Origin of the sequence: Klebsiella sp. PCX (genome assembly GCF_021869705.1) — a bacterium.
In the GTDB taxonomy this organism is placed as follows: domain Bacteria; phylum Pseudomonadota; class Gammaproteobacteria; order Enterobacterales; family Enterobacteriaceae; genus Klebsiella; species Klebsiella quasipneumoniae.
Window position 1 is genome coordinate 267,006 of record NZ_CP091527.1, and the last position, 16,035, is coordinate 283,040.

A 16,035-nucleotide genomic window follows, 5' to 3' on the forward strand; every position below is an offset into this window, starting at 1 on the left:
TGGTTTGTTGGCTATTTGGCCTGAGTTGAGCGTTGTCGGGAGCAAGTGTGAGCAGCAAAGTTGAGCAACTGCATCAGCAGTTAAAAGAACGTATTCTGGTTCTGGATGGGGGCATGGGCACCATGATCCAGGGCTATCGTCTGAGTGAGCAGGACTTTCGCGGTGAGCGCTTTGCTGACTGGCCGTGCGACCTGAAAGGCAACAACGACCTGCTGGTGCTCAGCAAGCCCGAGGTGATCCGCGAGATCCACGACGCCTACTTCGAGGCCGGCGCGGATATCATTGAGACCAACACCTTTAACTCGACAACCATCGCGATGGCGGATTACCAGATGGAATCCCTGTCGGCAGAGATCAACTTTGCGGCGGCGAAGCTGGCCCGCGCCAGCGCCGACGCCTGGACGGCCCGCACGCCGGAAAAACCGCGCTACGTCGCCGGCGTGCTTGGCCCAACTAACCGCACCGCCTCTATTTCGCCTGATGTGAACGATCCGGCGTTCCGTAATATTACCTTTGACCAGCTGGTGGCCGCCTATCGCGAATCCACCCGGGCGCTGGTGGAAGGTGGCGTGGATCTGATCCTGATTGAAACGGTATTTGATACCCTGAATGCCAAAGCGGCCATCTATGCGGTAAAAGAGGAGCTGGAGGCGCTGGGCGTTGACCTGCCGCTGATGATCTCCGGCACCATTACCGATGCCTCCGGCCGCACGCTTTCCGGGCAGACCACCGAAGCTTTCTATAACTCGTTGCGCCACGCCGAAGCCTTATCGTTTGGTCTGAACTGCGCCCTCGGGCCGGACGAACTGCGCCAGTACGTCCAGGAGCTGTCGCGCATCGCTGAATGCTACGTCACCGCGCACCCGAACGCCGGCCTGCCCAACGCCTTCGGCGAATACGATCTGGATGCCGATACCATGGCGGCGCAGATCCGCGAATGGGCGGAAGCCGGTTTCCTTAATATCGTCGGCGGCTGCTGCGGTACGACCCCGGAGCATATCGCCGCCATGAGCCGGGCGGTAGCGGGCCTGCCGCCGCGCCAGCTGCCGGAAATCGCGGTGGCCTGCCGCCTCGCCGGCCTTGAGCCGCTCAATATCGGCGATGACAGCCTGTTCGTTAACGTCGGCGAACGTACCAACGTTACCGGCTCGGCGAAATTTAAACGCTTAATCAAAGAAGAGAAGTACAGCGAAGCGCTGGACGTCGCGCGTCAGCAGGTGGAAAGCGGCGCGCAGATTATCGATATCAACATGGACGAGGGGATGCTCGACGCAGAAGCGGCGATGGTGCGCTTCCTCAACCTGATTGCCGGCGAGCCGGACATTGCCCGCGTGCCGATCATGATCGACTCCTCCAAGTGGGAAGTTATTGAGAAAGGCCTGAAATGCATTCAGGGCAAAGGCATCGTTAACTCGATTTCGATGAAAGAGGGCGTCGAACCCTTTATCCACCATGCGAAACTGGTTCGCCGCTACGGCGCTGCGGTAGTGGTGATGGCCTTTGACGAAGTGGGCCAGGCTGATACCCGCGAACGTAAAATTGAGATTTGCCGTCGCGCCTACAAAATCCTCACCGAAGAGGTCGGCTTCCCGCCAGAAGATATTATCTTTGACCCGAATATCTTCGCGGTGGCGACCGGTATCGAAGAACACAATAACTATGCCCAGGACTTTATCGGCGCCTGCGAAGACATCAAACGCGAGCTGCCGCATGCGCTGATCTCCGGCGGGGTCTCCAACGTCTCCTTCTCTTTCCGCGGCAATGACCCGGTTCGTGAGGCGATCCACGCCGTATTCCTCTACTATGCGATCCGCAACGGCATGGATATGGGGATCGTCAATGCCGGTCAGCTGGCCATCTATGATGACCTGCCGGGCGAGCTGCGCGACGCGGTGGAGGACGTGATCCTCAACCGCCGCGATGACAGCACCGAAAGATTGCTCGAACTGGCGGAAAAATATCGCGGCAGTAAAGTTGACGACGGCGCCAATGCCCAGCAGGCGGAGTGGCGCAGCTGGGAGGTGAAAAAACGCCTCGAATATTCGCTGGTGAAGGGAATTACCGAATTTATCGAACAGGACACCGAAGAAGCGCGTCAGCAGGCTGCCCGCCCGATTGAGGTGATCGAAGGGCCGCTGATGGACGGCATGAACGTGGTCGGCGATCTGTTCGGCGAAGGCAAAATGTTCCTGCCGCAGGTGGTGAAATCCGCTCGCGTCATGAAACAGGCGGTGGCCTACCTTGAGCCGTTTATCGAAGCCAGTAAAGAACAGGGCTCCAGTAACGGCAAAATGGTGATTGCCACCGTAAAAGGCGACGTTCATGACATCGGCAAAAACATCGTCGGCGTGGTGCTGCAGTGCAATAACTACGAAATCATCGATCTTGGCGTGATGGTCCCGGCGGATAAAATTCTCAAAACCGCCAAAGAGGTGAACGCGGATCTCATCGGCCTTTCCGGGCTGATTACCCCGTCGCTCGACGAGATGGTTAACGTGGCGAAAGAGATGGAGCGTCAGGGCTTTACCATCCCGCTGCTTATTGGCGGCGCGACCACCTCGAAAGCGCATACGGCGGTGAAAATCGAGCAGAACTACAGCGGCCCGACCGTTTACGTACAGAACGCCTCGCGCACCGTCGGGGTGGTGGCTGCGCTGCTCTCGGATACGCAGCGCGATGAGTTTGTCGCCCGCACGCGCAAAGAGTATGAAACCGTGCGTATCCAGCATGGACGTAAAAAACCGCGCACCCCGCCGGTGACCCTGGCGGCCGCACGGGAAAACGATCTGGCCTTTGACTGGGAGAGCTATACGCCGCCGGTGGCCCATCGCCTGGGGATTCAGGAGGTGGAAGCCAGTATCGAGACGCTACGCAATTACATCGACTGGACGCCGTTCTTTATGACCTGGTCGCTGGCGGGTAAATATCCGCGCATTCTGGAAGATGAAGTGGTAGGGGAAGAGGCGCAGCGCCTGTTCAAAGACGCTAACGAGCTGCTGGATAAACTGAGCGCAGAGAAAACCCTCAACCCGCGCGGCGTGGTGGGCCTGTTCCCGGCCAACCGGGTGGGCGACGATATTGAAATCTATCGCGATGAAACCCGCACCCACGTGCTGACGGTGAGCCATCACCTGCGCCAGCAGACGGAGAAGGTCGGCTTCGCCAACTACTGCCTCGCCGACTTTGTGGCGCCGAAGCTGAGCGGCAAAGCGGACTACATTGGCGCCTTCGCCGTCACCGGCGGCCTGGAAGAGGACGCGCTGGCGGAGGCCTATGAAGCGCAGCATGACGACTATAACAAGATCATGATCAAGGCCATCGCCGATCGTCTGGCGGAAGCCTTCGCCGAGTATCTGCACGAGAAAGTGCGCAAGGTCTACTGGGGGTATGCGGCCAATGAGAACCTCAGCAATGAGGAACTTATTCGCGAGAATTACCAAGGGATCCGTCCGGCGCCGGGGTATCCGGCCTGTCCGGAGCACACTGAAAAAGGCACCATCTGGCAGTTGCTGGACGTCGAAGCCCATACCGGCATGAAGCTTACCGAATCGTTCGCCATGTGGCCGGGGGCATCGGTTTCCGGCTGGTATTTCAGCCATCCGGACAGCAAGTACTTCGCCGTGGCGCAGATCCAGCGCGACCAGGTCGAAGACTACGCGCGGCGTAAAGGGATGACCCCGGCGGAAGTCGAGCGCTGGTTAGCCCCTAATCTGGGTTATGATGCGGACTAGTCGTCATCTTTCCTTACAACTAACAAGGCGCTCTGTGAGCGCCTTGTCTCTTTATTGAGGTTAACCCCTTATACTGAGATAGGTTCCAGAACGTCGGAACACCTATAACGATAAGGAGAAGCTGATTCCGTGTTAACTCTGCTACACCTGTTGTCCGCGGTCGCTCTGCTGGTGTGGGGCACGCATATCGTGCGTACCGGGGTGATGCGCGTCTATGGCGCTCGCCTACGTACCGTTCTCAGTAGCAGCGTAGAGAAAAAGCCGCTCGCCTTCTGCGCGGGTCTTGGCGTGACTGCGCTGGTACAAAGCAGCAATGCCACCACCATGCTGGTGACCTCGTTTGTCGCCCAGGATTTAGTGGGCCTCACGCCGGCGCTGGTGATGGTGCTGGGCGCCGACGTCGGGACGGCGCTGATGGCGAGGGTACTGACCTTCGACCTGTCGTGGCTGTCGCCGTTGTTGATATTTATCGGGGTGATTTTCTTCCTCGGCCGCAAGCAGACCCGCGCCGGGCAGCTGGGGCGAGTGGGGATCGGCCTTGGGCTGATCCTGTTGGCCCTGGAGCTGATTGTGCAGGCCGTCCACCCCATTACCCAGGCCAACGGCGTGCAGGTGATTTTTGCCTCGCTGACCGGGGATATCATGCTGGATGCCTTGATTGGCGCTGTATTCGCGATCATTAGCTACTCCAGCCTGGCGGCGGTGCTGCTGACCGCGACGCTGACCGCGGCGGGAGCGATCTCTTTCCCGGTGGCGCTGTGCCTGGTGATTGGCGCCAACCTGGGATCGGGGCTGTTGGCGATGCTCAACAACAGCGCGGCGAACGCGGCGGCGCGCCGGGTGGCGCTGGGCAGCCTGCTGTTTAAGCTGGTGGGGAGCCTGATCATTCTGCCGTTCGTCCATCCGCTGGCCGCGGCGATGCACAAGCTGCCGTTGGCCGAGTCCGAGCTGGTTATCTACTTCCACGTTTTTTACAACCTGCTGCGCTGCATCGCGATGGTGCCTTTTGCCGGACCGATGGCGAAGCTGTGCCAGCGCATGATCCGCGATGAACCCGAGCTGGATAACCATCTCAAACCCAAGCATCTTGACCCGTCGGCGCTGGACACCCCGGCGCTGGCGCTAGCCAACGCCGCGCGCGAGACGCTGCGCATTGGCGACGCGATGGAGCAAATGCTGGAGAGCCTGCATAAGGTGATGCATGGCGAACCGCGTCAGGAGAAAGAACTGCGCCGCATGGCGGACGATATCAACGTCCTCTACACCGCCATTAAGCTCTATCTGGCGCGAATGCCAAAGGATGAGCTGGCGGAAGAAGAGTCCCGGCGCTGGGCGGAAATTATTGAGATGTCGTTAAACCTCGAGCAGGCCTCCGATATCGTCGAGCGGATGGGCAGCGAGATCGCCGATAAATCGCTGGCGGCGCGTCGCGCCTTCTCGGTGGAAGGGTTAAAGGAGCTGGACGCCCTGTACGATCTGCTGCTCAGCAATCTGCAGTTGGCGATGTCGGTCTTCTTCTCCAGCGATGTGCCGAGCGCCCGTCGCCTGCGGCGCAGCAAACACCGGTTCCGCATTCTTAACCGCCGCTACTCGCATGCGCACGTTGACCGCCTGCATCAGCAGAACGTGCAGAGTATCGAAACCAGTACGTTGCATCTGGCGCTGCTGGGGGATATGAAGCGCCTGAACAGCCTGTTCTGTTCAGTGGCTTACAGCGTGATGGAGCAACCGGATGAAGACGACGAACGGGATGACTACTGAGCCATTCCCCGGCGGCGCTGTGCTAACCGGGGTTTTGCGTTTGGACGTCCCGTTGAAGCAGCCCGGATAAGGCGCAATGCGCCGCTATCCGGGAAACGTTAGTCACCCAGGCTCAGAAGCGGTGGCCCGCAGGCAGGGTTATCGCTTCTTCCCCCGCTTTGAACAACAGCGTCGGGTTCGGGCCACCGAGCGTCGCGTGACCATCGGTGACCTGGATCCAGTTTCCTTCCGGCAAACCAATCACCGTTAATTCCGGCGCCACGACCAGCAGTTCGCGGATACGCTGTTCGCGGGTTTCGCCCTGATGCCCGGTCGGCAACGCGTTGGTGAAGTGCGGGTTAATCTGTAGCGGGAACAGCCCCAGCGCATCAAATCCCTGCGGATCGACAATCGGCATATCGTTGGTGGTGCGAATGGTCGGGCAGGCGAGGTTTGAACCTGCGCTCCAGCCGATATACAGCGCCCCGCGTTTGACGACATCGACAATCGGCGCCAACAGACCGCGACTGCGGCACGCTTTCAACAGCTGGAAGGTGTTCCCGCCGCCGACGATCACCATCTCGGTGCTTTCAATGGCGGCGATAGGGTCGTCGACGCTGTGGATACCGGTTACGCTGACCGCCATGGGCGCCATAACCGCAGCCACTTTGGCCGTGTAATCATCCCAGGATTGCGTCACGCCAGCGAAGGGGATGAATACCGCCTTACGGCGGCCTTTGACCTGACCGGCAATCAGCGGCAGGGCGTGTTCCAGCCAGGCTTTCCCCGGCAGCGTGGAGTTACTGAGTAACAGCAGTTCCATCTTTTCTTCCTGTTTTAAAAATATTATTGAAGCAGAAATTCTAGCATCGCCCCCATACCGGCGCTCTGATATGGCGCATGATGTGGGTAAGCGGAATGCTGTTCACAAGCCCGACGAAGCTTCTGGATAATGAATCACACAATCCAGGTTTTTTCTCGCCCACAAGGTAGGGTATATTTCGCTTTTACAGGAGAATCTATGCTGCCCGACTCATCAACCCGATTAAACAAATACATCAGTGAAAGCGGCATCTGCTCGCGTCGCGAAGCGGACCGCTTTATTGAACAAGGCAACGTCTTTATCAATGGCAAGCGCGCCACGATTGGCGATCAGGTGAAGCCTGGCGACCTGGTCAAAGTTAACGGACGGTTGATTGAGCCGCGCGAAGCGGATGATCTGGTGCTGATTGCGCTGAATAAGCCGGTCGGCATTGTGAGCACCACGGAAGACGGCGAGCGCGACAACATTGTCGATTTCGTCAACCACAGCAAGCGTATCTTCCCTATCGGCCGTCTGGATAAAGACTCCCAGGGGCTGATCTTCCTCACCAATCACGGCGACCTGGTGAATAAGATCCTGCGCGCCGGCAACGACCATGAAAAAGAGTATCTGGTTACGGTCGATAAGCCGGTGACCGATGAGTTCATTCGCGGCATGGGCGCGGGGGTACCGATTCTCGGGACCGTGACCAAAAAATGTAAGGTAAAGAAAGAAGCGCCGTTCGTTTTCCGCATCACTCTGGTGCAGGGGCTGAATCGCCAGATCCGTCGCATGTGCGAGCACTTTGGCTATGAAGTGACGAAGCTTGAGCGTACGCGGATTATGAACGTCAGCCTGACGGGGATCCCGTTGGGTGAGTGGCGCGATCTGACCGATGACGAGCTGATCGACCTGTTCAAGCTGATTGAAAACTCCTCTTCCGAAGCGAAGCCGAAAGCGAAGCCGAAGGCCAAAGCGGCGACCCCCGGGATCAAGCGCCCGGTGATGAAGATGGAAAATAGCAACGATAAAGGCCGCCCGGCTGGCAACGGCAAACGTTTCACCCAGCCGGGACGTAAAAAGAAAGGGCGCTAACGCCTGCCGCGGGTCGGCGTATTCGCCGACCAGGAAAAGGTTGCTTCCTTATCCGTCTTATAAGCCTGCTGTTTTTTCACCTGGCGGGCTTTCTTCGCTTCCGCTTCACGCTGGGCCATCAGCTTATCGATATATTCTTTTTTCACGCTGTTCGTTTCCGCATTGCTCAGCGGGCGGCCGTGCGCAATGCGCGCGCGGTCAAGCAGCGTTTTCAATTCGCGCTGTTCGCGCTCGGTCATCTCTTTTTGTGTAATTCGGGGGAGTGCCATGGTGGTGCCCTCAGTCAGACCAGAGCACCCAGTGTACGGTAATCAGCGCAAAATAGAACGCATCCGGAAAGCGCCTCGCAGAATATTTCCCTCGTTCGTGACCCGTGAGGTGAACTGGCTTAGGGTAACGGCACGATCAACCTGTTATCGACGATAAATATCGGGCGAGTGGTGTATAAAATTTTATACAAGGATGTGGTATGCTCAATCAGCAACCAAGATTAAGGCGTATCGTCTGGATGGGCTCTTCCTTTGACGATCTGCGCCAGTTTCCTGAGGACGTCCGCAGAGATGCTGGATTCCAGCTTTATCGTTTACAGTCAGGTTTAGAGGCTGCGGACTGGAAAGCAATGCCTCAACTGGGGCGGGGGGTTGAAGAAATCCGCCTGCGCCACTTTTCCGGTGCATATCGGGTAATTTATCTGGCCCGTTTTGCAGAGGCGATATATGTCCTGCACTGTTTTAACAAAAAGACGCGCCGGACCGCCGAACACGAAAAAAAGATTGTCAGAAGCCGTTTGCGGGTTATACAGCAGGAACACAGGAGTCATAAATGAATCGTAAGAGTGTGGATGGTATCCGTCATGTGACCTCTGAAGAGAGCAATATATTCAGTGAACTGGGCTTTGATGATGCTGACGCAGAGCAGCTTCGCGGACAAGCGGAAAAAGAAGTTGAGCAGTTGATGGCGCTTAAACGACAGTTAATGCAGGAAATCGCTGAGTGGATAGATGAACATCAATTGAAGCAGGCCGATGCTGCCGCGAAGTTGAGCATTTCGCGCCCACGCATTTCAGATGTGGTCAATCAGAAAACCAGTAAGTTTACCCTGGATGCGTTAGTCATGATGTTAATGAAGTTAGGTAAACCAGTACGTTTGCAGATTGGATAACGCACACGCCCGGGCCTGCGCCCGGACGTGTCACGCTCAGCGCTTGCTGGCTTTTTTGGCGATGGGCTTCCCTGACCAGTATCCGGCCAGCAGCGAACCGGACAGGTTATGCCAGACGGAGAACAGGGCTCCCGGCAGCGCCGCCAGCGGGCCGAAGTAAATTTTACCCAGCGCGGCCGCCAGGCCGGAGTTCTGCATCCCTACCTCGATCGCCAGCGTACGGCAGGTGGATTCATCAAAACCAAACAGACGTCCGCCCCAGTAGCCGCCGAGCAGGCCAATGGTGTTATGCAGGATCACCGCGATAATCACCACCAGGCCAACGGACGCGATATGGGCCGCGGAACCCGCCACCACCGCGCTGATGATCGCCAGAATGCACACCATCGAGAAAGCGGGGAGGAACGGTTCCACCGCTTTCACCACCTTCGGCAGCAGATGATGGACAATCAGCCCCAGGGCGATGGGAATGACCACAATCTGCAGAATGCTCAGCAACATCCCCATGACGTCGACCTGAATGTGCGCGTCGACGTACAGACGGGTCAGCAGCGGCGTCGCGATGACGCCGACCAGGGTGGAGACCGAGGAGATAGTCACTGACAGCGCCACATCCCCTTTGGCCAGAAAGATCATCACGTTGGAGGCCGTCCCGCTGGCGACGCTGCCCACCAGCACCATCCCGGCGGAGAGCTCCGGCGGCATATGAAACAGCAGCGCCAGCAGCCAGGCGGCGAGCGGCATCACCAGATAGTGCAGAAATATCCCTGCAGCGACCGGCGCCGGACGCGACAGGACGCGTTTGAAATCCGCCAGCTTTAGATGTACCCCCATACCGAACATAATCAGCATCAGCAGGGTGGTAACCCACGGGCCGATCGGGGTGAAAGTGGTGGGGGTGTAATAGGCCAGAACGGAGAGCAGCAGTGCCCATAACGGGAACAGCCGCGTCAGAGTTGCGAGCATGTTGTGTTCCTTGCGATACGCAAACCGGCCGCGCCGAACCGGTAGGGCGGCGAGCTGGTCAGCTGGTTGTGTTGATGTTGTTATAAAAAAGCCGGGTTCGAGCCCGGCTATAGGTATTGTTTATCGTGCTAAGGAATTTTATTCAAACAAATTATGATGCAACGTCTGCACCACCTTCTCCGCATCGGCGCCAGGGACCAGGAAGCAGAGGTTGTGGCTGGATGCGCCATAGCAGATCATGCGGATGTTAAACGGATCAAGGACGCCAAACACCTCTTTGCCGACGCCGCAGGCTTTCGACAGCTCGTTGCCGATCAGGGCAACCAGCGCCAGGTCTTCTTCCACTTCCACGCGACACAGCGAGGAGAGCTCGGTCAGCAGCGCCTGGGTCAGCAGGGTATCGCCCGCAGAGGTTGAGCCAGTGGTGTCCATGGTCAGGGCCACGCTCACTTCGGAGGTGGTGATCAAATCGACGGAGATGTTATGGCGCGCCAGAATACCGAACACTTCGGCGAGGAAGCCGCGGGAGTGCAGCATATTCAGGCTGTGTAGCGTCAGCAGCGTCTGGCGGCGACGCAGCGCCAGCGCGCGGAACAGCGGCGGGTTCTCGGTGGTTTTACACACCAGCGTACCGCCCGCTTTAGGTTCTTTACTGGATCCGACAAATACCGGGATATCGCTGCGCACGGCAGGCAGCAGGGTCGCCGGGTGCAGCACTTTAGCGCCGAAGGTGGCCATTTCCGCCGCCTCTTCAAAGGCGATGACGTCGATGCGTTTCGCCGCTGGTGCGACGCGCGGGTCGGTCGTATAGATCCCGGGCACATCGGTCCAGATATCGACGCGGGTGGCATTCAGCGCTTCGCCGAGCAGAGCGGCGGTATAATCGCTGCCGCCGCGGCCGAGGGTGGTGGTGCGGCCCTTCGCTTCGCTGCCGATAAAGCCCTGCGTCACCACCAGGCCTTCCGCGAGACGCGGCGTCAGCTGCTGCTGGGTCAGTTCGGCGACAGCGGCGATATCCGGTTCGGCGCGGCCAAAGCGATCGTTAGTGCGCAGCACTTTACGGGCGTCAAACCATTGCGCCTGAATTCCGCGTTCACGCAGAATCTCCACAAACAGCAGGGTGGACATCAGTTCGCCATGGCTGACCAGTTCGTCAGTCAGCGCGCTAGAGGAGGCGAGCGCGGCGGCTTCCGCCAGCGTGGTGATATTTTCCAGCAGGCGCTCAATCTCTTCGCGGATCACGTTGGGATAGCGCAAACGCTCCAGAATATTGAACTGGATCTGGCGCAGAGCGTCCAGCTGGGAAAAACGTTCGGTGGGTTCCAGCCCTTCCGCTAAGGCCACCAGAATGTTGGTCACGCCGGCAGAGGCGGAGAGCACAACAATACGGGTATTGGCATCAAGCAGCGCCACATCAATGCTGCGGTTCATCGCGTCAAAATCAGCAACGCTGGTGCCGCCAAATTTGGCGACGACTAAATCTGTCATAACAACCTCGTGTCAGGGGGCCTGACTTATTAAAACGATTCCTGAACACCGATCCTGGCAGGGGCTGGATGCCGCCGGATCGCAACAAAATGTCTTAATAAGCCAGGCCAAATTATTCAGCCATGGCACAAGGGAAGAGCGATAAACAGGGTGGCGCAGAATGATAAACAACTACGATGTCACCCAGAAGTGCTCCACCTTGTAGACCCGACTCACCGCTCTGGGCGCTGAAGTGTTCGGGTATGAAACGCCCGACTGCGAACGTTTCTGGTGACAACCCAGGGGATTCAGCCCCTGTGGCCGGTGAGGAGCGTAACCAGACGCTCTTTCACCTCGGCGTTGCTCCCCCTCACGTATTTTCGCCGGACTGGTTCCTCCAATACGGTTACCTGGGCAACGCACCTCTTCTGGCAATTACCGACGTCTTTCACCTGGCCGGGGGAATAAGGACATTATATCCCCCGCGAATACCCTTTCGCTGTAGCGTGAAATGCGCGAGCAATAGATACTTACAATACGTAAGCACTGCGGATATATAAAGGCTTAACGCCAGCTATGTCAACGCTGCGGTTATGCGGATTTTTCATGCCCCTGCGGCTAACAGAAAAAAGCCTTATGATAGCTATACTAATGGGGCTTTTTACTCCGTTTTGACCCGATTCCTGACCGGCGTCAGGGACAAGTCACAAAAATCATCACAATTTTCCGTCACCGGCGCTACAATCGACCGAAGTCACAATCTCAAATCAGAAGAGTATTGCTAATGAAAAACATCAACCCAACGCAGACCTCTGCCTGGCAGGCATTACAGAAACACTTCGACGAAATGAAAGATGTCACTATCAGCGAGCTGTTCGCCAAAGATAGCGACCGTTTTTCTAAGTTTTCCGCGACGTTTGACGATCTGATGCTGGTGGACTTCTCCAAAAACCGCATCACCGAAGAGACGCTGGCTAAACTGCAGGATCTGGCGAAAGAGACCGACCTGGCGGGCGCCATCAAGTCGATGTTCTCCGGTGAAAAGATCAACCGCACCGAAGATCGCGCGGTACTCCACGTCGCGCTGCGCAACCGCAGCAACACGCCGATTGTGGTTGATGGCAAAGATGTGATGCCGGAAGTGAACGCTGTGCTGGAGAAGATGAAAACCTTCTCTGAAGCGATTATCTCCGGTAGCTGGAAAGGCTACACCGGCAAACCGATCACCGATGTGGTCAACATTGGTATCGGCGGCTCCGACCTCGGTCCGTTCATGGTCACCGAAGCGCTGCGTCCGTATAAAAACCACCTCAACATGCACTTTGTCTCCAACGTCGATGGCACCCACATTGCCGAAGTGCTGAAGAGCGTCAATCCGGAAACCACCCTGTTCCTGGTCGCGTCCAAAACCTTCACCACCCAGGAGACCATGACCAACGCCCACAGCGCGCGCGACTGGTTCCTGGCGACCGCGGGCGACGACAAGCACGTGGCTAAACACTTCGCGGCGCTCTCCACCAACGCGAAAGCGGTTGGCGAGTTCGGCATCGACACCGCCAACATGTTCGAATTCTGGGACTGGGTTGGCGGCCGTTACTCCCTGTGGTCGGCGATTGGCCTGTCCATCATTCTCTCCGTGGGCTTCGACAACTTCGTTGAGCTGCTGTCCGGCGCGCATGCGATGGATAAACACTTCTCCACCACCCCGGCGGAGAAAAACCTGCCGGTACTGCTGGCGCTGATCGGTATCTGGTACAACAACTTCTTCGGGGCAGAAACCGAAGCGATTCTGCCGTACGACCAGTACATGCACCGTTTTGCCGCCTACTTCCAGCAGGGCAACATGGAGTCCAATGGTAAGTATGTTGACCGTAATGGCCACGCCGTGGACTACCAGACGGGTCCGATCATCTGGGGCGAGCCGGGCACCAACGGTCAGCACGCGTTCTACCAGCTGATCCATCAGGGCACCAAAATGGTACCGTGCGATTTCATCGCCCCGGCTATCACCCACAACCCGCTCTCCGATCATCATCCGAAGCTGCTGTCCAACTTCTTCGCACAGACCGAGGCCCTGGCCTTCGGTAAATCCCGTGAGGTGGTGGAGCAGGAATATCGCGATCAGGGTAAAGATCCGGCGACCCTGGAGCACGTGGTGCCGTTCAAAGTGTTCGAAGGCAACCGCCCGACTAACTCCATCCTGCTGCGTGAGATCACCCCGTTCAGCCTCGGGGCGCTGATTGCTCTGTACGAGCACAAAATCTTCACCCAGGGTGCGATCCTCAACATCTTCACTTTCGACCAGTGGGGCGTTGAGCTGGGCAAACAGCTGGCTAACCGCATCCTGCCGGAGCTGAAAGACGGCAGCGAAGTCAGCAGCCACGACAGCTCCACTAACGGTCTGATTAACCGTTATAAAGCCTGGCGCGCATAACGCTTGCGCAGCTAAGACGGAATGCCGACCTTATGGTCGGCATTTTTTTACAGCCGTCGCAGCAGGCGGGCTGGATTCCCCGCCCACACGCCTTTCTCGGTGATGGACCTCGTCACCACGCTGCCCGCGCCAATCACCACGCCGTCGCAGATACTGACGGCCAGAATCGTGGCGCCGCTACCGATCGACACGTCATCGCCAATCTCAATCCGCCCCCAGCTGGCGCGGTCGGCGTTTGGTTTGCCGTCGCGAAACAGATCGTTGGCGAACATCACCCCGTGACCGATAAAACAGCGCCGGCCAATGGTGACGTATTCGCAGATAAAGGTATGGGACTGGATTTTACTCTCCGCGCCGATGCAGGTATTCCCCTGGATCTCAACGAATGGCCCTACGAAGACGTTATCACCCAGCGTGCAGTCGTACAGGTTGGCGGGCTGGTAAATAACGACATTTTCACCACAAACGACGTTACGTACGCCGGTGTCACGAAGCTCAGGCATAGTTCCTCTCATAGCGGTTTGGCCAGAATATGTAAGGTGCTTTGCTGGCTGGCGGAATGAAAAGTTGCGTCTCTGATGTGCTGCATCCCCTGGCGTTCGTAAAAACGGCGCGCGGCGGGATTCGCGGAGAGTACTTCCAGCCACAGCCAGCGTTCACCGGCCGTTTTTGCTCGCGTCTCGACGGCGTGAAAAATCTGCTCGCCGTAGCGGTGGCCAGTCTCCCCCGGCATCAGGTAGAGCTTATGCAGCAGCGTACCCGTCGTGCCGTCGTCAGCCATTCGCTGTTGATAGCTATATTTAGCGAAACCAACGGGGGAAGCGGCTTCGGCGATGAGCCAATGATGGTTGGCATCGGTCAGACTCCGACGTAGCGCATCTTCGGCATATTCTTGCTTAAGAAATAACGCCATTTCATCGACATTGCGCCAGAGATGGGCGAAGTGGTGCTGGTAACTGGCATAACCCATCGCGCTCAGTTGTGGCGCGTCGTCGGGTAATGCCTTTCGGATAGTCAACATGCTGCGTTCCTCGGGTCATTCAGTGACTATAGTGCCTGTAATATGAACAACGTGGAACGACAAAAATCGGTGGGGAAGGGGCTGGAGGTTCTTCCTCCAGCCGGGGGGTTAACGGGCGAAAGCGATCGCTTCGATTTCGACGCCAGCGTCTTTCGGTAACCTGGCCACTTCCACGCAGGAGCGCGCCGGAAAGGCCGCCTGATGTTCGGTAAAGAAGGCCTCGTAGGCGGCATTGATGGCGGCAAAATCCGCCAGGTCTTTCACAAACACCGTGGTTTTGACGATCTGACCAACGCTGAGGCCGGCGGCTTCGACGATGGCTTTCACGTTCTCCAGCGACTGGCGCGCCTGTTCGGCAATGTTGTCGGGCATGGTGCCGTCCTGCGGATTAATGGGCAGCTGGCCGGAGGTGATGGTCATCGCGCCGAGATTGACGCCCTGAACGTACGGACCGATCGCGGCGGGTGCGTCAGCGGTAGTAATAATCATGTGGTTACCCTTCAAACAGTTACAGAAAATAATTCAACAGCACCAGTGAGCCGACGCCGCTGACCACCACCCACACCAGACCTAAACGGAAGCTGGCGAGCGTACAGATAATGGCGGCGATCACCTTCGGATTTTTTAAGTCGAACTCCATGCTGGAATTCACGCTCAGGATCTGAATGGTGATGATGGCCGGCAGGACGGTGACCGGCACGAAGCGCAATGTTTTGGTCACCCGCTCAGACATCTGGATCTTGCCGGCCAGGCCGATAAACGAGAAACGAATAAGAAAAGTGACCGCGGCCATGCCCAGCGTCAGGGCGATAAAGTAGCTATTACTCATTTTCCAGCGCCTCCACTAACGGCATATCGGATTCGGTTGTTGCCCTCTGCTTGCGCTCTTCCGCCAGGTCGACGCACAGGCCGGCGAGGACGCCGAGCACGGAGGCGACGACGATACCCAGCGAGTAGGGCAGGACCACTAACAGCACGCCGGAAACGGCGGCCACTACCGCGGCGACGGTGCAGGCCTGGCTTTTAATTTGCGGCACCACGATGGCGATAAAGGCGGCGACCATGGCGAAATCGAGACCGTATTTTTCAATGTGGGGAAACGAGGCGCCGACCAGCGCGCCAAGAAAATCGGCCAGCACCCAAATCGCCCAGAAGGTGATCATCGCCGAGCCATAAAACAGATATTTTTCCTTTTTATTTCCTTCCATCTCTTTAACGGTGGTGGCATACACCTCGTCGGTGAGCGCATAGGACATAAAGCATTTTTTAAAGAATGAGGCTTCGCGCACGGTACCGGAAATAGAGGCGCTATACAGCACGTGGCGAAGATTAATAATTAATGTGGTGAAAATAATCACGCCGAGCGTGGCGCCGGTTTTTAACATATTCAGTGCCAGCATCTGCGCCGAGCCGGCAATCACAATCGCCGACCACGCGGTACTTTGCCAGACGCTCATTCCGGCGCTGACGCTTAACGCGCCAACAATGAACGAGAAAGGAAAGTCCCCGATGCACAGGGGCATAATGGCGCTGGCGCCGCGTAATATGACTTTTTTATTCATCGTAAAATACCTGTTGGTGCAGGCAATAAATCATTATTGCGTAGGGTACAAAAGGG

At 57.4% G+C, this 16,035-nt stretch carries 15 protein-coding genes and 1 riboswitch; of the genes, 6 read left to right on the forward strand and 9 right to left on the reverse strand.

Translation table 11 applies throughout. The features are described from left to right. The first annotated feature begins 47 nt into the window (after positions 1-47). Together metH and GQR96_RS01250 are read left to right on the forward strand one after the other, a co-directional pair. Positions 48-3,731, forward strand: a complete 3,684-nt coding sequence (metH, locus tag GQR96_RS01245; RefSeq protein ID WP_017900133.1) for a methionine synthase — start codon at positions 48-50, stop codon at positions 3,729-3,731. Between the two features lie 129 nt (positions 3,732-3,860). Further along, positions 3,861-5,492 carry a Na/Pi cotransporter family protein gene (locus GQR96_RS01250; protein WP_004206824.1) on the forward strand — a complete coding sequence of 544 codons (1,632 nt, stop codon included), beginning with the start codon at positions 3,861-3,863 and terminating at the stop codon, positions 5,490-5,492. Positions 5,493-5,604: 112 nt separating this feature from the next. On the opposite strand, the gene pepE is transcribed toward GQR96_RS01250, so the two are convergent. Then, positions 5,605-6,294, reverse strand: a complete 690-nt coding sequence (pepE, locus tag GQR96_RS01255; protein ID WP_004206823.1) for a dipeptidase PepE — start codon at positions 6,292-6,294, stop codon at positions 5,605-5,607. A 198-nt stretch (positions 6,295-6,492) separates the two neighbouring features. On the opposite strand from pepE, the gene rluF reads away from it, so the two are divergent. Beyond that, on the forward strand, positions 6,493-7,368 hold the full coding sequence (rluF, locus tag GQR96_RS01260) for a 23S rRNA pseudouridine(2604) synthase RluF (protein WP_065904770.1): 876 nt from the start codon (positions 6,493-6,495) through the stop codon (positions 7,366-7,368). Here the strand turns inward: rluF and GQR96_RS01265 are convergent. Further along, complete coding sequence (locus GQR96_RS01265; RefSeq protein ID WP_004177859.1) at positions 7,365-7,637, reverse strand: YjbD family protein; 273 nt, start codon at positions 7,635-7,637, stop codon at positions 7,365-7,367. The two genes, rluF and GQR96_RS01265, sit on opposite strands and share 4 nt — an antisense overlap. Before the next feature lie 200 nt (positions 7,638-7,837). Here GQR96_RS01265 and GQR96_RS01270 point away from each other — a divergent pair, with 200 nt between their 5' ends. After that, on the forward strand, positions 7,838-8,194 hold the full coding sequence (locus tag GQR96_RS01270) for a type II toxin-antitoxin system RelE/ParE family toxin (RefSeq protein WP_065904772.1): 357 nt from the start codon (positions 7,838-7,840) through the stop codon (positions 8,192-8,194). After that, positions 8,191-8,529: a helix-turn-helix domain-containing protein gene (locus GQR96_RS01275; RefSeq protein ID WP_004206819.1), complete on the forward strand. Its 339-nt coding sequence runs from the start codon at positions 8,191-8,193 to the stop codon at positions 8,527-8,529. The genes GQR96_RS01270 and GQR96_RS01275 overlap by 4 nt, the downstream gene beginning before the upstream one ends. Before the next feature lie 36 nt (positions 8,530-8,565). Here the strand turns inward: GQR96_RS01275 and panS are convergent, their stop codons facing one another. Both panS and lysC read right to left on the reverse strand, forming a co-directional pair. After that, entirely contained in the window at positions 8,566-9,495 is a 930-nt protein-coding gene (panS, locus tag GQR96_RS01280) for a ketopantoate/pantoate/pantothenate transporter PanS (protein ID WP_017900130.1), read from the reverse strand. Between the two features lie 138 nt (positions 9,496-9,633). Continuing rightward, positions 9,634-10,983, reverse strand: a complete 1,350-nt coding sequence (gene lysC / locus GQR96_RS01285) for a lysine-sensitive aspartokinase 3 (protein ID WP_017900129.1) — start codon at positions 10,981-10,983, stop codon at positions 9,634-9,636. Positions 10,984-11,162: 179 nt separating this feature from the next. Beyond that, positions 11,163-11,398: riboswitch (Lysine riboswitch) on the reverse strand. Between the two features lie 348 nt (positions 11,399-11,746). On the opposite strand from lysC, the gene pgi reads away from it, so the two are divergent. Continuing rightward, the gene (pgi, locus tag GQR96_RS01290; protein WP_004206271.1) at positions 11,747-13,396 is read left to right on the forward strand and encodes a glucose-6-phosphate isomerase; all 1,650 of its coding nucleotides are present in this window, start codon (positions 11,747-11,749) and stop codon (positions 13,394-13,396) included. Between the two features lie 47 nt (positions 13,397-13,443). Here pgi and GQR96_RS01295 read toward each other — a convergent pair whose 3' ends face one another. The 5 genes from GQR96_RS01295 to GQR96_RS01315 all read right to left on the reverse strand — a co-directional run bounded on the left by GQR96_RS01295 (position 13,444) and on the right by GQR96_RS01315 (position 15,979). Continuing rightward, positions 13,444-13,899, reverse strand: coding sequence for an acyltransferase (locus tag GQR96_RS01295; protein WP_049117086.1), 456 nt, complete (start codon positions 13,897-13,899; stop codon positions 13,444-13,446). A gap of 8 nt (positions 13,900-13,907) precedes the next feature. Continuing rightward, positions 13,908-14,417 (reverse strand): GNAT family N-acetyltransferase, encoded by a 510-nt coding sequence (locus tag GQR96_RS01300; RefSeq protein WP_065878223.1) that lies wholly within the window; start codon positions 14,415-14,417, stop codon positions 13,908-13,910. Between the two features lie 108 nt (positions 14,418-14,525). Further along, positions 14,526-14,906 (reverse strand): Rid family detoxifying hydrolase, encoded by a 381-nt coding sequence (locus GQR96_RS01305; protein ID WP_065697390.1) that lies wholly within the window; start codon positions 14,904-14,906, stop codon positions 14,526-14,528. A 19-nt stretch (positions 14,907-14,925) separates the two neighbouring features. Further along, complete coding sequence (locus GQR96_RS01310) at positions 14,926-15,246, reverse strand: AzlD domain-containing protein (protein ID WP_004206276.1); 321 nt, start codon at positions 15,244-15,246, stop codon at positions 14,926-14,928. Next, the gene (locus GQR96_RS01315; protein ID WP_004206277.1) at positions 15,239-15,979 is read right to left on the reverse strand and encodes an AzlC family ABC transporter permease; all 741 of its coding nucleotides are present in this window, start codon (positions 15,977-15,979) and stop codon (positions 15,239-15,241) included. Before GQR96_RS01315 ends, GQR96_RS01310 begins: the two co-directional genes overlap by 8 nt. Between the last annotated feature and the right edge of the window lie 56 nt (positions 15,980-16,035).